Raw genomic sequence first — 17,592 nt, 5'->3', positions numbered from 1 at the left:
GGTACGCGCACCGGGCGGGCTCGCACGCGAATGAATCACGTTGCGCACCCGAGATAGAGGTCGGCGACGGAACGTACCGCTCTGCCGATTGAGCTACCGGACCGTGTGTGGTCCGGGCGGGACTCGAACCCGCAACCTGTCCATTAGAAGTGGAAGTAGCCGTTGCCTGCGCACCGGGTGCACCGCTCACTGTAGTGGCTGCGGCGAGACTCGCGCATCCGATTATTCCGCGGCGATGGCGGGAAGCACACCGCTGGCAACTATTTCGGCACAAAATGGTGTTCGCATTGTCGCGCGCCGGTCGGAGTCCTGTGTTACCAATTCAGCCAAACCGCACGACCGAAGGATGCTCATGGACAATGTGATCGGACAGATCGACCGCGCACTGGACGCGACCGGAGCGATCGTCGCCGCCGTGGAGGGTGCGGGTCTGGCCGCGCCGACGCCGTGCCGGGATTGGGACGTCCGTGCCGTCCTCAACCACACCGTGGGGGGTATGCACATCTTCGCGGCCGCTCTGAGCGGCACGAACGCAGGCGCCGAACACGCATCCGACTGGCTCGGCGGGGATCCGCAGGGCGCGTACGCCGCGGCCGCGGAAGTGGACCGCGCCGCATGGCACCGGCCGGACGCGCTGGACGGCACGGTGGGCGTCGCACTCGGGGAACTGCCCGGCCCCGCGGCGGCACTGGTGCATCTCACCGAGATTCTCGTCCACGGAGTCGACATCGCGGTGGCCATCGACCGGCCGGATCTGGCCGACGACGAGCTGTGTGGCGAACTGCTCGCCACCATGCAAGCCATGGGCGGCATCGACTCCTTCCGCGCGCCGGGCGTCTTCGGGCCCGAGGTCGTCGTCGCAGACGATGAGCCGGCACACCGCCGGTTGCTGGCGTACGTGGGGCGTGAGGTGCTTACGCGGACATAGTCCATCCGGCGAGTCGGCAAAGTATCGCGCGGAATTCGGCCGCCTCCGCACGGCATGTTGAGCGCCCGAGGTCTGGGCGGCGACGGAATACCGGCTCGAGCGAATCGAGCCCTACGGGTCTGGAGACCCTGCCTTGGACAGCTCTGCCGATTGAGCTACCGGATCGCTTGCGATCCGGACGGGATTCGAACCCGCAACCCGTCCATCGAATACGGAAGTAGCCGTTGCCTGCGCACCGGGCGCGGGTAGGACTGTAGCCGGTCGGCTCGGAAGGGCGCAGCTCATTTTCGCCGCGCCGTGTACCGGCCGGCGCGATCCCTACAGCCGAGCCAGGTCCTGCAATGCGTCGAGACCGGGCAGCTCCTGCGCGGGCACTCGGACGCCGATCACTCCCGACAGGCGATCCTCGGGCATCTGCCGGCATCGATCGGGTGCCTCGAGCGGTGCCAGCCCCTCCTCGTAGGCACGGCTGAGCCACAGATGCCACAGACCGGCAGCGATCTCGCCGGTGCGGCCGGAGGAGATCCGCGGTAGATAGTCGGCGGCGTCGTCGGCAATGGACGCCCAGAGATATCCGATGACTGCGCCGTCCTTGCTGACAGGAAAGAATCGGACGGCGGCATTCGTGTCTGTCGGATACCGCGGCAGCGGGCTACTGATCAGTGGCCCCCAGCCCTGCGAGCGGTCGGCAGGGGTGCCGTCCGGGAACATGCCGTCCTGAATCAGCGGGTTCGGCGGCGGTGGGCCACCCGGGTTCACGATTTCGTAGAGCTCGGCGAGGGTGGCGGCGTGCTGTTCGACGGAATCCGCTGAAATCGCGCCGCCTTGTGGATGTTCCGGTGCGCCGATCCACTGCCGGACGGCTGCTTGTGCTAAAACGCCTCGCTCGTAGGCGAGCGCCAGTCGCTCCGCCCACACGTCCGCGCTCCACAACGACGGATCGGCGAAAGGGGCAGAGAGCCCTTCGCCGGAACCGGGCCGCAGTTTCCGGACGAAACTCGCCGCGTTGCTCGCGGTGGACGCCCACAGGTATCCCAGTAATTCTCCGCGTAGCGTCACCGGCAGGTAGAAGACCGCCTGCCGTGTCCACCGTCGTATCGGCCCCCTCGGTGGGGCCGGAGCGAAGCCTCCGGGAGCGCCGGGCGGTGCATAGAATTCTCGGTGGCTGCCCTGAAGCGGGCTGCGGGGCTGTCGCAGTGTCGGTGCGAGGGGTGTCGATCGAATGGTAATAAGTTCGCAGCTCGCCGGGCGCGAGATCGTTCTCGGGCGTATCGGGTCCGAATCCCTCGTTGAATTTCGGATTGCTGTCGACAATTCTTTCTTCCCGTGGAAGGGCATCCCGGGCTCGCACTTCCTCGGCGACTCGCCGGTCGATCTCGTAGAGCTCTTCGAGCGAGATCCCATGCGGGCGGCGAGCTTCTTGTCGATCTCCCGCTGCTCCTCAGGATTCGGGGACTGTCAGAAAGGTGGTTTCGACATTTCCTTGCTCCGATGGTTTCCGGACGCTTCTCGGCGGTAGACGGTCACTCGAGGCGTCGAACGAATCATTCGTCACCGGCCGCCGAGCGCCGACGCGCGGTCTCCTTGGCCTCCCGAACGTAGAGATCGTCGTCCCAGGAGATGTCGTCGTGCTCCGGCGGATCTCCTTTCCAAGAGAAGAACCACTCGATCCATTCCTCGCTCGGCAGCTCACTGGCCGCCGCGCCGGCTACCGCCAGACGGCGCGAGAACTCCTCGGCCGCCGCGCGATCCACCACTTCGAAACGGTCCCAGGTCTGATGATCCGCCGTGAATCGCACAACCCGGCCGGGATCGTACTGCCATGCCTGGAGCGCCTGATTCCACACGAGCGCATCGTCGGACTCGTCGGTGGTGACGAAGATGGTGAACGGCCAGACCTATCTGCCGCTCCTGGTCGATCGCCTCCTGGGTGGATTCGGACGGCACACCCATCCGTGTTCGGACGGGATCGTCTCGAACCGCTGGCCCGGGGAAATCTGAATCGGTGAGCCTCGAACGCCGCGCGGGTCGCCATCTCGGCCGTGACCAACTCCGGCGTACGGATCAGCATTCCACCGCCACTGTTCCCGCGGCGGCGGTGTGCGTCGGGCTCGACCGGCCCTCAGCGTCGGCGCGACGAAGTCCTCTCCCGCGGCCCCGGCGGCTTTCGGAGTCGAGACCCCCGGCCCGTGCTGCCCGCGCGGCGCGAGGAAGGGCCGTACGGTGGAGCCATGAACAGGCTCGGAAAGGCGACGTCTCCGTACCTGCGCCAGCATGCGGGCAATCCGGTGCACTGGCGGGAGTGGGATGCCGAGGCACTGGCCGAAGCGCGTGAACGGGACGTGCCCATCCTGCTCTCGGTCGGATACGCGTCCTGTCACTGGTGCCACGTGATGGCGCACGAGTCGTTCGAGGACGCGGCCACCGCCGAGCAGATGAACGCGCACTTCGTCTGCGTGAAGGTCGACCGGGAGGAGCGGCCCGACCTGGACGCGGTCTACATGAACGCCACGGTGGCGATGACGGGTCAGGGCGGCTGGCCGATGACCTGCTTCCTGACCCCGGACGGCGAACCGTTCTACTGCGGCACCTACTACCCGAAGCTTCCGCGCGGCGGTATGCCGTCGTTCACACAGTTGCTCACCGCGATCACCGAGACCTGGCGCACCCGGCGTGACGAGGTGAACCAGGCGTCCGCGCAAGTGTCGGCGGCGCTGCGCGAGCAGACGGCGGGCCTGCCCGACACGGATCTGACGATCACGCCGGAGCTGCTCGCCCATGCCGTCGCCGCGGTGCTGCGCGATGAGGACCACGAGCACGGCGGGTTCGGCGGCGCCCCCAAATTCCCGCCGTCGGCGCTGCTGGAGGGCCTGTTGCGGCACTGGGAGCGGACCGGTGACCCGGCGGTGTTCGACGTGGTCTCCCGAACCGCGGAGGCGATGGCGCGCGGCGGCATCTACGACCAGCTGCGCGGGGGCTTCGCGCGGTATTCGGTCGACGCCGCGTGGGTGGTGCCGCATTTCGAGAAGATGTTGTACGACAACGCGCAGCTGCTGCGGGCCTACGCGCACTTGGCCCGGCGCACCACATCGGTGCTCCCGGAATCGTTGTCGGAGCGGGTCACCCGGGAAACCGTACGATTCCTGCTCGACGACCTGGGGACCGCACAGGGCGGCTTCGCATCGGCTTTGGACGCCGACACTCATCTGGAACCCGGCAAACCCGGTGTAGAAGGCGCGACGTACGTCTGGACGCCCGCGGAACTGGCCGGCGCGCTCGGTTCGATCGACGGGGGCTGGGCGGCCGAATTCTTCGGCGTCAGCACCGCCGGGAACTTCGAGCAGGGCACCTCGGTGCTGACCAGGTACACCGAGCCCACCACTGCCGAGGAAGGTGCGCGCCTGGAACGCGTGCGAGCGGCGTTGATCGCCGCCCGCGACCGCCGACCGCAGCCGGACCGGGACGACAAAGTGGTGTCCGCCTGGAACGGCATGGCGATCACCGCGCTGGCCGAGGCCGCGGCCGCGCTGGACGAGCCGGAGTGGACCGCCGCGGCCATTCGGTGCGCCCGCTTCCTGCTGGCCGAACACGTGGTGGACGGACGGCTGCGCCGCGCCTCGCTCGGCGGCGTCGCCGGCGCCGCGCCCGCGATACTGGAGGATCACGCCTGGCTGGTCACCGGACTGCTCGCGCTGCACCAGGTCACCGGTGAACTCGGCTGGCTGGAAGACGCCCAGCGCCTGCTGGACACCGCGATCGAGCACTTCGCCGATCCGGACCGGCCGGGCAGCTGGTTCGACACCGCCGACGACGCCGAAACCCTCGTCACCCGTCCGCGCGACCCGATCGACGGCGCGACCCCCGCGGGCACCTCCGCGCTCGCCGAAGCCCTGCTCACCGCGGCGGCCACGAGCGACCCCGAACGGGCCGCCCGCTACCGGGAACTCGCCGACCTGACCCTCGAACGCGGCGCGATCGTGCTGGCACGCGCGCCCCGATCGGCGGGACAGTGGCTCGCGGTCGCCGAGGCGGCCTTGCGCGGTCCGCTCCAGGTCGCCATCGCCACCGAGTCGGTCTCCCGCCCGACCGAATTGCTCGCCACGGCACGGCAGGCCGCCCCCGGCGGCGCGGTCGTCCTCGCCGCCGCCCCGAACGCCGTCCCCCTTCTGGCGGACCGGCCTTTGGTCGGCAATGCCGCTGCGGCCTACGTCTGCCGCGGCTCCGTCTGCGACCTTCCGGTCTCCACCGCGGACCAGCTCCGCACGGCTCTGCAGCGGAACTAGCGGAGACGGGCGGGTCCGTCGCGGTCGGGCTTCCCGTCGACCGCGGTCGACCGGCCGGACGCCTGCCGGTCGCGCGATGACGGCCGCGTCGTCGCAGCAGCCGTGCGGCTACCGCTGTCGGAGCCGTCAGCGCCGAGGTCGGGCATCGATCTCGGTGTCGGGCGCCGGTGCGGCAGTGTGAATTTCGATCACCGGGTTGGTGTCGGGCGGCAGGTCGCCGCTGTCGAGCTGATCGGTGCCGTTCGCGGCGGGGTCGGGGTGGGCGTCGGAGGTGTCGATGTCGGTCCAGCAGGTCGTCGGCTCTTTCATGCCGCGCAGCACGATGGTGTCGTAGAAGGTCCATTGCGCGCGTTCGTGTTCGGCGGCCGCGTCGATCACCGCTTGGCTCACCAGCACGCGCCGCGGCACTTCCTTGGCCGCCGTGGTGAGCCGAGCCGCCTCGTTGACGGCGTCGCCGATGACCGTGAACTCGAGCCGGGTGTCGGAACCGACGTCGCCCGCGAAGACCGGTCCGCGCGCCACGCCGATCCCGATGTCGAGCTCGCCCGTGGCGATGACCTCGTCCCGGATGCGGCGCGCCGCCCGCAGGGCCGGGGTCGCGTTGTCGCGCAGGGCGATCGGCGCTCCGAAGACGCACAGCGCCGCGTCGCCCTCGAACTTGTTGACCAGGCCGTTGTTCTCCTCGGTCGCGGCGACGACGATCGCGAGCAATCGGTTGAGCTTGTCCACGAACTCCTGCGGCGGCAGCCCGGTGGACAACTCCACCGAGCCGGTCACGTCGACGAACAGCGCCGCCACCTCACGCACGTCACCGGTGAGGTCCGCTCCGCGGGCGAGCGCGCGCTCGGCGACCTCCGTCCCGACATGCCTGCCGAACACTTCCCGCATCCGCTCCCGCTCGCGCAGGTTCGCGGCCAGCTCGTTGACCGAATGCTCCAGCCTGCCGATCTCGCTGGTGCTGCCGATCGGCACCCGGGCGCCGAGGTCGCCTTGGGCGATGCGATCCAGCGCGCGGCGCAGTGTGCGCATCGGCGCGGCGACGGAGCGGGCGAGGAAGGCGGTGGCCAGTGCGCCGACGCCGATGCCGACCGCGGAGAGGTAGATCCCGGTGCGAACCCGGTCGGGTGCGGCCGCGGCCGGGTCGGCCAGTACGACGATCAGCATGAGCAGCGGAAGCGCCGCCGCCACCGCCCAGGTCAGCACGACCCGCACCAGCACCGAGGAACTCCAGTGCATCGTCCAGCCGAGCACCCTGGCCACCACCGGAATGGTGGGCCGGATCAACCGGTCCACGATCAAGAAGGTGACCGCCGCCGACTCGAAGGCGCCGATCGTGAACAGCGCCGCCGTCACGCCGGGGTCGTTGTCCGGGCTCAGATGCGCGAAGACGGCGGTCGCCACGATCACGCCGGGGATCCACAGCGCGAGCGCGCGCACGCTGATCACGACGGGCAGGTGCAGCAGGCGTCGCGCCTCCGCCTCGGTCGGCTTGCGCGCGTCGTCGAGCCAGCCGAAGTACACCTTCCGGTCGCGCACCGCGAGCACGATGCCGGCCAGGAACCCCACCGCCGGGTAGATGCCGACGAAGGCGAGCGCCCGCGGCCAATCCGTGCCCAACCTGCCCAGAAAGCCGTTTAGCGCGAGCTGGGTGACGATCACCGCGAGGCCACAGAGATTCGCCGTGGTGACCAACACGGCCAGACCTGCCCGTGCTTTGAGCGCCCAGACGACGAGCTTGGAGATCATGAGGTTCGCGACCCCGATGGACGACGCGCGCCGACGCCGAGCGCAGGCACCGAGCGCGGCAGACTCCGCGCGGCTGCCGGACGTGGCAGGGCGATGCCGCGCAAGGCGGCGATGAAGAACACGAACGAGCAGCATAGAACCAGGACACTCGGCACAGGCGGTTTCCCGGTGGTCTCGCCCGGCTGGTCGGGTGACCGATCCGCACCGCCGTCCACAGGCGCCCTCGGCGGCTCACTATCCGGCCCCGATCCGAGCGCATGCCATCCCATCGCGCGCGCCGCCCCTCTCGTCCGACCTCCCCTCGACTCTATGCGCTCAGCGCAAGACGACGAGCCAGACCGCCGCGTAGTGGGTCAGTGCCGCGAGCACGGTGGCGGCGTGGAAGAACTCGTGGTGGCCGAAGACGGCCGGCCACGGGTTCGGCCATTTGGTGGCGTAGAGGATCGCTCCGCCGCTGTAGATCAGACCTCCGATCAGCAGCAGGATCAGCGGCGCGATGCCGATCTGGTTGTTCAGCTGCCCGGCCACCGGCACGATGGCCCAGCCCAGCAGCAGATACAACGGAACGCCGACCCAGCGGGGCGCGGTCGGCCACAGCAGTTTCAGCGCCACACCGGCCAACGCCCCCGCCCACACAACGGCCAGCAGCGTCTGCCCCGTACTTCCGGGCAGGCCGAGCAGGGCGAAGGGGGTATAGCTGCCCGCGATGAACAGGAAGATCATCGAGTGGTCCGCTCGCTTCATCCGGATGCGGGCGCGAACGGTCGGCCAGGTCACCCGGTGGTAGATCGCGCTGATGCCGAACAGCCCGCACACGGTGAGCCCGTAGACCAGCGTCGACCAACCCGCGGTCGCCGACACCGTGGCGGAGTGGGCGATCAGCACGACGGCCGCGACCGCGGCGACGGCCACCGCCCAGGTGTGGATCCAGCCCCGCATACGCGGTTTGACCAGCGCCTCGGCGAGCGCTTCGCCTGCGGAACCTGGGGCCGGTGTGACCGGTGCCGTGTCGGCGGCGCCGACGGATTCGGACACGAGTACCTCCTGATGGGTGCGACTCGGACGACCTCGGTGCGTGGCCCCGCGCCAGGCCGGGTGACGACGAGGCGGCCACCAACTGAACCTGCCAGTAACCTACGCAACCGTAACTTGCGAGCTTATGGCCACTGTACCGGCGTATCGCGGTCGATGCCGGAATCGTGTCGCCGAGGCGTAGGGTTGCCCGCGTGGAACTTCCGAGTCAGGTGCGGGGTCTGCCGTATCGCATCTACGAGGCCCGGCTGTCCAGGCAGCTGGCCGGCAAAGAGCATCCCCGGCACGTCGCGGTGATGTGTGACGGCAATCGCCGGTGGGCCCGGGAGAACGGTTTCACCGATGTCAGCCACGGCCATCGGGTCGGCGCGCTGAAGATCGCCGAGCTGGTCGGCTGGTGCGCGGCCGCGGGCATCGAGATGGTGACCGTCTACCTGCTGTCCACCGAGAACCTGCAGCGCGATCCGGACGAACTGGAGACGCTGTTCGAGGTGATCACCGACGTGGTCGAGGAGCTGTCGGCGCCGGAACAGGACTGGAGTGTGCGCATCGTCGGCTCGCTCGAGGGCTTCCCCGAGTTGATCGCCAAGCGGCTGCGCACCGCGGCCGAGCGCACCGACGGCCGCAACGGTGTGCACGTCAACGTCGCGGTCGGCTACGGCGGCAGACAGGAGATCACCGACGCGGTGCGCTCGCTGGTCCGCCAAGAGATCGCCGCGGGCGAAACGGGCGAGGACCTGGTCCAGTCGATCACGGTGAACGCGATCGGCCAGCACCTCTACACCTCCGGTCAGCCGGACCCCGACCTGGTTATTCGCACCTCCGGCGAGCAGCGGCTGTCCGGGTTCCTGCTGTGGCAGAGCGCATACTCGGAGATCTGGTTCACCGAGGCGTACTGGCCGGAGTTCCGTCGGGTGGATTTCCTGCGGGCGCTGCGCGACTATGCCGCGCGCCATCGCCGTTTCGGCGTCTGATTCGATCTTGGAGGGTGAATCGGGCTAAACGGTCGCCCTTCTCGCGTACCGTGCGGTCTCATGAGCTCCTTCGACCACCGGACCGCCGGAGCCGCCGGAGCCGTGCAGCACGGGCCGGGCGACTCGATCAGCTATGCGGAGTTCGGTAGGCGCTTCCTGGAGTACGCCGCCTCCGAGGAGCGCATCGCCGGCGCGTTCGACCAGTTGACCGGCACCGCCTTCGATCTGGGGCCGATCGGGGTCGGCCCGGCCCGGCTGGCCAAGGTGACCGCCCGGGTCCACCTCGGCCAGGCACGGCTGCGCCGCCACGACGACGAGACGATCAGTTTCGAGATGATCATCCCGCTGGACATCGACCTGCTGTTGGACCTGGCGCTCGACCGGCACCGATTCCACGTCGAGGGAACCGTGCACCTGCACCTGACGGTGCGTACGGCCGCGCCCCTGCGCGTGGTGATCGATATCGCCGAGCCGCTGCCGGGTGACGTGCGCGTCGATGTCGCCGCCGCCACCAAGCGCGCGCAGCTGCTGCGCACCCTCGCCGGCGTCGATCACGAGATCAGGCGTTTCGTCGCCCGCTATATCTCCACCGAAATCCGTAAACCGCACATAGCCGCGGTTCGTGATATCGATGTGGCCCGGCGGCTCGATGAGGCGTGGAAATTGTAAGCGGAATCACAATTTCCGCAGCCGCAACCGGTTGATGGTGTGATCGGCGTCCTTGCGAAGCACCAGGGTCGCCCGCGGCCGGGTGGGCAGAATGTTCTCCACCAGATTCGGGCGGTTGGTGTTGTTCCAGATCTCCTGCGCGGTGGCGGTCGCCTGCTCGTCGGTGAATCGGGAGTAGTGGTGGAAATGCGCGTTCGGATCGGCGAAGGCGGTGTTGCGCAGCGTGAGAAACCGTTGTACGTACCACTTCTCGATGTCCTCGATGCGCGCGTCGACATAGATCGAGAAGTCGAACAGGTCCGACACCATCAGCCGTGGACCGGTCTGCAGCACGTTCAAGCCCTCCACGATCAGAATGTCGGGCTGGCGCACGCAATGCAGCTTGCCCGGCACGATGTCGTAGGAGATGTGCGAATACACCGGGGCGCAGACTTCGGCCGAACCGGATTTCACCTCGGTGACGAATCGCAGCAGCTTGCGGCGGTCGTAACTCTCCGGGAAACCCTTGCGGTGCATGATGCCGCGCCGGGTGAGTTCCGCGGTGGGATAGAGAAATCCGTCGGTGGTGACGAGGTCGACCCGAGGGTGGTGATCCCAGCGGGCCAGCAGCGCCTGGAGTACGCGCGCGGTGGTGGACTTGCCGACCGCGACGCTGCCCGCGACGCCGATCACGAATGGTACCTGCTGGTCGGGGTGGGTTTCGCCGAGAAAGGTAGCGGTCGCGGCGAACAGTCGCTGGCGCGCGGCGACTTGCAGATGGATGAGACGAGCGAGCGGAAGATAGACCTCCGCGACTTCCTCGAGATCGATCTGTTCCCCGAGGCCGCGCAGCCCGATCAGTTCTTCCTCGGTGAGCACCAAAGGAGTCGACTTACGCAGGGTTCGCCACTGTTTCCGGTCGAATTCCACGTATGGACTCGGCTCGCTCATTCGTGCCACTTACCCGACACTCCGTTTCGGCAAACACGCACAGTTACCGTGCGGATCCGGTGAGATTCGGTCTAGCTGTCGCCGCATAGCCGAATTCTGCTCCGCGTCAACATCGTGGGATGACCGGGGTGCCGGTACCGGTCGGTAACCGACTCGATGACGCAGGTGTGAGCCGCTAATGTCGGCTGGCATGGAAGCGCATCCGCTCGTGACCGAATACCTGCGGCTCGGCCTCGCCTTCGATCGGCTGGAGGAGGGGTTCGTCGACGCCTACACCGGCGATCCGGCCCTGCGCCGGGAAGTGGAGAACGCGCCCGCGCCGCAGCCGCGTGAGCTGGCTCGTCGGGCCGCGGAGTTGCGCGCCGCGGTGCCGGAGGCCGGGTTGGCGTCGCAGCGCGCGGAATTCCTCGACGTGCACCTGCGAGCACTGGAGTGTTCCGGACGGAAGTTCGCCGGAGACGACATCGGCTTCGTCGAGGAGGTCCGCGCCTATTTCGACGTCGACATCGCGCCCGGCGACGTGGACGACTACCGCGACGCGCACCGGCAGATGGACGAGGTGCTCGCCGGGGACGGTCCGCTGGCCGAACGGATGGCCGCGCATCGCAAGGCCGACGAGATCCCGCCGGAGCGCCTGCCGGTCTGCGTGGAGGCGTTCTCCAGCGCGCTGCGCGAGCTGGTGCGCGCCCGCTACCCGCTGCCCGACCACGAACACGTCACCTATGAGGTCGTCGGGGACAAGCCCTGGTCCGGCTTCAACTATTACCTGGGCAACTACCACTCCAGGGTCGCGATCAACTCCGACCTGAAGCAGCACATGGCGCACCTGCCGCAGCTGATCGCGCACGAGTCCTATCCGGGCCATCACACCGAGCACTGCCGTAAGGAGGCCGGGCTGGTCGCCGCCGGGCAGGCCGAGCAGACGCTGTTCCTGGTGAACACGCCGCAGTGCCTGATGGCCGAGGGGCTCGCCGATCTGGCGCTGCGTTCGATCGTCGGGCCGGGATGGGGCAAGTGGGCGCAGGAGATCTACGCGGATCTCGGATTGCGCTTCGACGGCGAACGAGCCGAACGGCTTTCGAACGCCTCGGCCAAGTTGCTGGGCGTGCGGCAGGACGCCGCGCTGCTGCTGCACGACCGAGGGCGCACCCACGACGAGGTGGCGGAGTTCTTGCAGACCTGGAGCCTCACGACGCCGGAGCGGGCGCGCCAGTCGCTGCGATTCCTGTCCTCGCCGCTGTGGCGGGCGTACATCTCGACCTATGTCGAGGGGTATCGACTGCTGGGCGGATGGCTCGATCGCGCGGCCGACGCCGACGATCGGGCGGATCGATTCCGCAGGCTGCTCGACGAGCCGCTGACGCCGGGCGCGGTGCGCGCCGCGGCGTGAGCGCGACGGCAGCCGGGTGCGGCACGCCCTACTGGATCACCGCGCACCCCTGCCCGCCCGCGGAGATGCTGCACAGCAGCAGTGAGAGGGTGCGCAGCAGCGCCTCGACCGGGGAGTTGGGTACCGAGACCAAGCCGACCATGTTCGTTCCTTCGTCAGGTGATCGTGAACTGTCACCAGGGAAACCGGTCGGCGGGCCACTTCTCGTTACCGCTTGTAGAGCCCCATGAATCAGGGTCACGCCGTCCGGACGCACTTCCGGAGGGCGCGGTCGGGCCTCGTGCGCGGGCTCAGGTCCGCGAAGGTGAAGGACACCGTGATCGGGTCGCTCCCTGTGGCTTTTTCATTCGTTCGGTGACAGTGGCGGCAACGCGCCCTGTCGCGAAGGTGCGCGAGCGGGCCATCGCGTCGTCCTCGGGCACGAACGCGGCCGCCCCGGTGCGCCAAGGGCTGCCCTGCCGCGGCCGCACGTGTGGGTCGGCGGCGACAGTACTTCCTCAATTCACTGCTGCGCGCGGAAGATGACGCACGTGGTGGTGGCGTGCGCGACCAACCGGCCCTTCTCGTCGACCACCCGTCCCTCGGCGGTCGCGGTGGTGCGCCCGACGTGGATCGTGGTGCCGGTGGCGGTGAGGCGTTGCCCATCGGTGGGCACCGCCCGGATGTAGTTGATCTTCAGCTCCAGCGTCGTGTACCCGACGCCCGGCTCCAGCGTGGTGTGCACCGCGCAGCCCATCACCGAGTCGAGCAAGGTGGCGCAGATGCCGCCGTGCGTGGTGCCGAGCGGGTTGGCGAAGTCGGGCCGGGTGCGCAGCGCGAAAACCACCTTGCCGTGCTCGAGTTCATCGACCTCCATGCCGAGCAGGTCCCCGATGAAGGGCGGGCGATCCGCCCTGGTCATGGCGGTGCGCAGCAGTTCGAGACCGGACAGCTGAGCCAGGTCGACCGTGGCTTCGGACATCAATCCCATCCTTTCGATGAACCGATCGGTCCACATCTGAGATGATTGGAGCATGGACCGATCGGTTCACGCAACCGTGGGCAAGGAGCTCGCATGACCGCAGGGCCGCGCACCAGGCTGATCGAAAGCACCATCGAACTGGTGCGGGAGCAGGGCGTGCACGCCGCCGGACTGGCCACTCTGCTCGAACGCGGGAACGTTTCGCGCAACTCGCTCTACCAGCACTTCCCGGCGGGCAAGAGCGAGTTGGTCGAGACCGCCACCCGGGTGGCGGGCGCCCGGATCGGTGAGGTGATCGACAAGGTCACCGCCGCGCCGCCCCGGGGCTGGTTCGATGCGCTGCTCGGCTGGTGGGTCACCGCGCTGGAGAAGACCGGCTATCGCGCCGGGTGCCCGGTCCTCGGGGCGGCGCTGGCCGAGTCCGAGCCCCGGGTGCAGGCCGCCGCGGGCGAGGTCTTCGGCGCCTGGCACGACCGGCTCGGCGCGGCGCTCGTCGCCGCGGGGATGTCGGCCGAGGAAGCGCGCTCGTTCGGCAGCTTCGCGTTGAGCGCGATGGAGGGCGCCATCGTCCAGGCGCGCGCCATGAAGTCCACTCGGCCCCTGGAAGACGCGCAGCGACATCTCACGGTGCTGTTGGAGAGCTACCTCCCCGAGGACGGCGCGTCCCGCTGAGCGTCCGACCGTGCCTCGCGGGCGTGTCGCGCGTCACGACGGGCGGCACGAAGCGCCCATGGTGACCGAGCGGGATGAACCCCCTGCTCGAGGGCGGGCCTCCCGGCCCATAGACTGAGGCCGTGACGCAGACGACCGCCTCTGTCAATTCCCAGTCTCTCGGTGAGCTCGATCCGGAGCTCGCTGCCGCGATGGCAGGCGAGCTCGCCCGCGAACGCGACACGCTCGAGATGATCGCCTCCGAGAACTTCGTGCCGCGCGCGGTGCTGCAGGCGCAGGGCAGCGTGCTCACCAACAAATACGCCGAGGGCTACCCGGGGCGGCGCTACTACGGCGGCTGCGAGCACGTCGACGTGGTGGAGACCTTGGCGCGCGACCGTGCCAAGGAGCTGTTCGGCGCGGAGTTCGCCAACGTGCAGCCGCATTCCGGCGCGCAGGCGAACGCCGCGGTGCTGATGTCGTTGATGAACCCGGGCGACAAGCTGCTCGGCCTCGACCTCGCGCACGGCGGTCACCTCACCCACGGCATGCGCCTGAACTTCTCCGGCAAGCTCTACGAAGTGCACTCCTACGGCGTGAGCAAGGAAGACCACCGCGTCGACATGGACGAGGTGCGCGAGATCGCCTTGCAGGCGCGTCCGAAGGTGATCGTGGCGGGCTGGTCGGCCTACCCGCGCCATCAGGACTTCGCGGCCTTCCGCTCGATCGCCGACGAGGTCGGCGCCTACCTGTGGGTGGACATGGCCCACTTCGCCGGTCTGGTCGCCGCCGGTCTGCACCCCTCGCCGGTGCCGTACGCCGACGTGGTGTCCTCGACCGTGCACAAGACTCTCGGCGGTCCGCGCTCCGGCCTGATCCTGGCCAAGCAGGAGTACGCCAAGAAGCTGAACAGCGCGGTCTTCCCCGGCCAGCAGGGCGGGCCGCTCATGCACGCCATCGCCGCCAAGGCCGTCGCCTTCAAGATCGCCGCGGGCGAGGAGTTCAAGAACCGCCAGGAGCGCACCCTGTCCGGCGCGAAGATCCTGGCCGAGCGGCTCACCGCCGCCGACGTCAAGGACAAGGGCGTCAGTGTGCTCACCGGCGGCACCGACGTGCACTTGGTGCTGGTCGACCTGCGCAACTCCGAACTCGACGGCCAGCAGGGCGAGGACCTGCTGCACGAGATCGGCATCACGGTCAACCGCAACGCCGTCCCGTTCGACCCGCGTCCCCCGATGGTCACCTCCGGCCTGCGCATCGGTACCGCCGCCCTGGCCACCCGCGGCTTCGGCGACACCGAATTCACCGAGGTCGCCGACATCATCGCCGGCGCGTTGGCCGGTAACGCCGACCTGGACTCGCTGCGCGCCCGGGTGAGCAAGCTGGCCAGGGACATTCCGCTGTACGACGGCCTGGAGGACTGGCGTCTGCTCGGCTGACCACGCGACCTGCTTCGCGCCTCCGAGCTGCTCGTCGAAGGTGCGAAGCAGGAACCGCAATTGCCTCAACCTACGAGCAGACGCGGCGATCCGGAACTACCGGTCCATGCGCGCTTTGGCCCGCACGATCGATTCGTCCAAGTAGCGAGCGATATCGGCGCTGGTACCGGGGCGGATCATCAGAGCGCGGTTGGCGGGCACCTCGCAGTAACGGCCGTCGGGCGTATCGATCCAGCGTAGGCGGCCGGTGCGCATCGGTTCGGCGTTGCGCGGACCGAGCAGCACGGCAGCGGTACCGCGGGTGGTGCACTTCTGCCGCCAGAAACGCCGATAGCGTTCTTTGGCCTGGCTGGCGGGCGCGTTGCCGAACAAGTCGGGGCGATCGTCGTTGAGATCATCGAGCAGGAAGCTCTTCTCACCGACCGTTCCGGCCGGGGTGTCCGGCAGCAGTCGCACCAGTTCGGTGGCGAGCTGGTCGATTCGGCAGCGGCGCAACTTGATCCGCCCGCCGTCCGGCGCAGGCGATTGCACGGCGAGCACACCCGAGCCGGTGCGCGTGCCGCAGGCGACGGCGCGCAGTTCGACGCCTTCGCGCGTGTTGTCGTAGCCGAACAGTTCGATACGCCAGTCGGGGCCGGCCAGCGTGGTGATCGCGCTGCGCAGCGGCAGCCGTTCGTTACGTCCCAGCTCGGCACGGAACTGCCGCTGATACGCCTGGTACTCGCGCAGGCCGGGGAACCGGCTGGTGAACCGGAACGGGAAGGGCATCCGGTCGAGGCCGGTCCCGAACCATGCCGCGGCGAACTGCTCGGCCGACAGTGACCACTGCGCCGTCATTTCTCCCCCAGCGCGGGCGGCACGGTCGGTTTCACCTCGCCGAGCAACTCTTTCGCGTGCTCTTCGGTGCGCAGATACTTCGGCGACTTGTGCTCGTCGTCGTCCGTGCGCCTACCGCGCAGCCCCGGCGGGATCATCCCCGAATAGCCCGGGGCGCCCGGCGTGCCAGGGCGTCCCGGCGTGGTGGAGGGCGCGTTCGCCGCCGCCGGGGCGGTGGGTTGGGCGGGCCGTGACGTGCCCGATCCCGCTTCACTGCCCGCGGCGCTCGGAGTTCCGGCCGCACCGGGCATGCCGGGCCTGGTCGGTGTGCCGTTCGGCCTGCCATCGAACGACGTCGCCGTGACGGCGGCGGGTGCGGTCGGCAGCGGCGTGGTGGACGCGAACGGCGCGACCGGGGTCGATGTCGGCGTCCTCGTGGTGGATGCCGGAGTGGTGGTGGTCGCGTCCTGGGACTGCGAGACAGCCTGCGCCGTCGTCGTTTCCGGAGTGGCCTCCGTCGACGCCGTCCGATCGTCGGGCACGCCGTCCTCCTCCACGCCGCTGGGGGAGGGGGTGTCCGCGGAAGCGGGCTCGCCGCCGGAGGAGGACGTGTCGGTGGGCCGGGTGTCGCCCACCGGCTGCGAACCGACGTTCGTGCCCACCGCCGTGCCGGTGCCGGTCTCGACATCCGTCGGTGTGGTGGCGGCGGGGCTGACCGGAGGCGGCAGCGTGGGGATGGCGGGCGCCGTGGCCCCGTACGGCTGGATGTACTGGGTGTTCATCTCGTCGCGGGCCTGCTCTTCCCGCGTGTTGCGTTGTTCCGGATCGGCCGGGCCACCCGACGAATCCACCAGATCGGGCACCGACACCTTGAACTTGGCCGCCGCGTCCGCCGCCGACGACAGCGGCACACTCTGCGCGCTCAACGCCTCGCCGAATTCACCGACCCGCGCCGCGTACTCCCGCATGCCGCGGACCGCACTGTCGGCAGCCGCGCCCTCCCAGTGGTGTTCCACCGCCTTCTTGATCGCGTTCTCGAACTGCTGCCCCGCGTTCGTGACCGCCGCGGCGATGGCCCACCACGCGGCGAACGCACTGTCGAGCGCGGCCGGATTCATCGTGTCGGCCGCCTGCTTGATCTCCGCGTGCGAGAAACTCTGCGCGTTCTCCGGATCGGTGATCGCGCGGCCGTCGGTCTGTCTCATGCTCGCTTCCCCCGGTGTTCAGCTGCCCGCGGGCAGCAGCGGTGCGACTGCTCGGGCGATATCGGTGGCGTTGTCACACGGCGATAGTTTGCGTGGGTGCTTGCCGCTCGGATCATCGACGAGGATGTACAGCGAGCCGTTGTACAACTCCACATTGACCGTGCAGCCACCCGGAACGTCGGGACGAGCTTCGTACCGCAGCGCATCCCGACTGCCGACCGGGATACCCGTGGCCGCAGGGAATTTCTCTTTCACCTGATCGAGCGTCCCGTTGGTCGTCTGGATCGTGAAGCTGTATCCAGCGCGCGCGACATACCGGCAGCCCTTCCAACTGATTCCGCCCGTGCTGTTCTGCTTCGGTGCGGGTGGCAGCGCGTCCCACTGGTGTTCGGCCAAAAACTGTGCTGTGAGGGCATTACAGGGATCGAATGTCGTCGCTGGTCCCGCAGCCGAGTTCGGTCCGGAGCCGGTGGCATCCGGTCGTGCCGTAGCTGTCGCGGATCGTGTCGGTGCAGTCTCGGCACCGCATCCGGTGACCAGTACCGCCAGCATCGCGACGGCTACGAGA

At 68.8% G+C, this 17,592-nt stretch carries 16 protein-coding genes and 1 tRNA gene; 7 read left to right on the top strand and 10 right to left on the bottom strand.

The genetic code is table 11. The annotated features are described in order from the left end of the window. Window positions 1–108 precede the first annotated feature (108 nt). Window positions 109–177: transfer RNA gene (locus tag GVY39_RS22280), tRNA-OTHER, on the bottom strand. A 175-nt stretch (window positions 178–352) separates the two neighbouring features. On the opposite strand from GVY39_RS22280, the gene GVY39_RS22275 reads away from it, so the two are divergent. Further along, a complete protein-coding gene (locus GVY39_RS22275; RefSeq protein WP_159927643.1) occupies window positions 353–928 on the top strand; it encodes a TIGR03086 family metal-binding protein in 576 nt (191 codons plus the stop codon). A gap of 318 nt (window positions 929–1,246) precedes the next feature. Here the strand turns inward: GVY39_RS22275 and GVY39_RS22270 are convergent, their stop codons facing one another. Beyond that, on the bottom strand, window positions 1,247–1,987 hold the full coding sequence (locus tag GVY39_RS22270) for a hypothetical protein (RefSeq protein ID WP_159927641.1): 741 nt from the start codon (window positions 1,985–1,987) through the stop codon (window positions 1,247–1,249). A gap of 485 nt (window positions 1,988–2,472) precedes the next feature. After that, window positions 2,473–2,775 carry a hypothetical protein gene (locus GVY39_RS22265; protein WP_159927639.1) on the bottom strand — a complete coding sequence of 101 codons (303 nt, stop codon included), beginning with the start codon at window positions 2,773–2,775 and terminating at the stop codon, window positions 2,473–2,475. Window positions 2,776–3,159: 384 nt separating this feature from the next. On the opposite strand from GVY39_RS22265, the gene GVY39_RS22260 reads away from it, so the two are divergent. Beyond that, entirely contained in the window at window positions 3,160–5,211 is a 2,052-nt protein-coding gene (locus tag GVY39_RS22260; RefSeq protein WP_159927637.1) for a thioredoxin domain-containing protein, read from the top strand. A 126-nt stretch (window positions 5,212–5,337) separates the two neighbouring features. Here the strand turns inward: GVY39_RS22260 and GVY39_RS22255 are convergent, their stop codons facing one another. Both GVY39_RS22255 and GVY39_RS22250 read right to left on the bottom strand, forming a co-directional pair. Then, the gene (locus tag GVY39_RS22255) at window positions 5,338–6,957 is read right to left on the bottom strand and encodes an adenylate/guanylate cyclase domain-containing protein (RefSeq protein WP_159927635.1); all 1,620 of its coding nucleotides are present in this window, start codon (window positions 6,955–6,957) and stop codon (window positions 5,338–5,340) included. Between the two features lie 315 nt (window positions 6,958–7,272). Beyond that, a complete protein-coding gene (locus GVY39_RS22250) occupies window positions 7,273–7,911 on the bottom strand; it encodes a hemolysin III family protein (RefSeq protein ID WP_369412166.1) in 639 nt (212 codons plus the stop codon). Window positions 7,912–8,183: 272 nt separating this feature from the next. Between GVY39_RS22250 and GVY39_RS22245 the strand changes: the two genes are divergently transcribed. Then, window positions 8,184–8,963, top strand: coding sequence for an isoprenyl transferase (locus GVY39_RS22245; RefSeq protein WP_159927633.1), 780 nt, complete (start codon window positions 8,184–8,186; stop codon window positions 8,961–8,963). A 60-nt stretch (window positions 8,964–9,023) separates the two neighbouring features. Beyond that, window positions 9,024–9,632, top strand: coding sequence for a hypothetical protein (locus GVY39_RS22240; protein WP_236565593.1), 609 nt, complete (start codon window positions 9,024–9,026; stop codon window positions 9,630–9,632). Window positions 9,633–9,638: 6 nt separating this feature from the next. On the opposite strand, the gene coaA is transcribed toward GVY39_RS22240, so the two are convergent. Further along, window positions 9,639–10,571, bottom strand: a complete 933-nt coding sequence (gene coaA, locus GVY39_RS22235; protein WP_159927631.1) for a type I pantothenate kinase — start codon at window positions 10,569–10,571, stop codon at window positions 9,639–9,641. Between the two features lie 181 nt (window positions 10,572–10,752). Between coaA and GVY39_RS22230 the strand changes: the two genes are divergently transcribed. Beyond that, window positions 10,753–11,952: a DUF885 domain-containing protein gene (locus GVY39_RS22230; protein ID WP_159927629.1), complete on the top strand. Its 1,200-nt coding sequence runs from the start codon at window positions 10,753–10,755 to the stop codon at window positions 11,950–11,952. Between the two features lie 502 nt (window positions 11,953–12,454). Here the strand turns inward: GVY39_RS22230 and GVY39_RS22225 are convergent. After that, entirely contained in the window at window positions 12,455–12,913 is a 459-nt protein-coding gene (locus GVY39_RS22225) for a PaaI family thioesterase (RefSeq protein ID WP_370523812.1), read from the bottom strand. A gap of 93 nt (window positions 12,914–13,006) precedes the next feature. Between GVY39_RS22225 and GVY39_RS22220 the strand changes: the two genes are divergently transcribed. Both GVY39_RS22220 and glyA read left to right on the top strand, forming a co-directional pair. After that, on the top strand, window positions 13,007–13,585 hold the full coding sequence (locus GVY39_RS22220; RefSeq protein ID WP_159927627.1) for a TetR/AcrR family transcriptional regulator: 579 nt from the start codon (window positions 13,007–13,009) through the stop codon (window positions 13,583–13,585). A 122-nt stretch (window positions 13,586–13,707) separates the two neighbouring features. Then, a complete protein-coding gene (glyA, locus tag GVY39_RS22215) occupies window positions 13,708–15,003 on the top strand; it encodes a serine hydroxymethyltransferase (RefSeq protein ID WP_159927625.1) in 1,296 nt (431 codons plus the stop codon). Between the two features lie 96 nt (window positions 15,004–15,099). Here the strand turns inward: glyA and GVY39_RS22210 are convergent, their stop codons facing one another. Genes GVY39_RS22210 through GVY39_RS22200 form a run of 3 tightly spaced genes read right to left on the bottom strand, consistent with a single transcriptional unit; the run spans window position 15,100 to window position 17,576 of the window. Further along, window positions 15,100–15,840, bottom strand: a complete 741-nt coding sequence (locus GVY39_RS22210) for an ESX secretion-associated protein EspG (protein WP_159927623.1) — start codon at window positions 15,838–15,840, stop codon at window positions 15,100–15,102. After that, on the bottom strand, window positions 15,837–17,024 hold the full coding sequence (locus GVY39_RS22205) for a hypothetical protein (RefSeq protein WP_159927621.1): 1,188 nt from the start codon (window positions 17,022–17,024) through the stop codon (window positions 15,837–15,839). The genes GVY39_RS22210 and GVY39_RS22205 overlap by 4 nt, the downstream gene beginning before the upstream one ends. 18 nt (window positions 17,025–17,042) lie before the next feature. Continuing rightward, entirely contained in the window at window positions 17,043–17,576 is a 534-nt protein-coding gene (locus tag GVY39_RS22200) for a DUF3558 domain-containing protein (RefSeq protein ID WP_159927711.1), read from the bottom strand. Window positions 17,577–17,592: the final 16 nt, after the last annotated feature.

This window comes from Nocardia sp. CY15, assembly GCF_009829295.1.
GTDB classification, from domain to species: Bacteria; Actinomycetota; Actinomycetes; order Mycobacteriales; family Mycobacteriaceae; genus Nocardia; species Nocardia sputi.
Note: the sequence above shows the minus strand (reverse complement) of the source record. Positions and strands in the feature narration are given on the sequence as shown.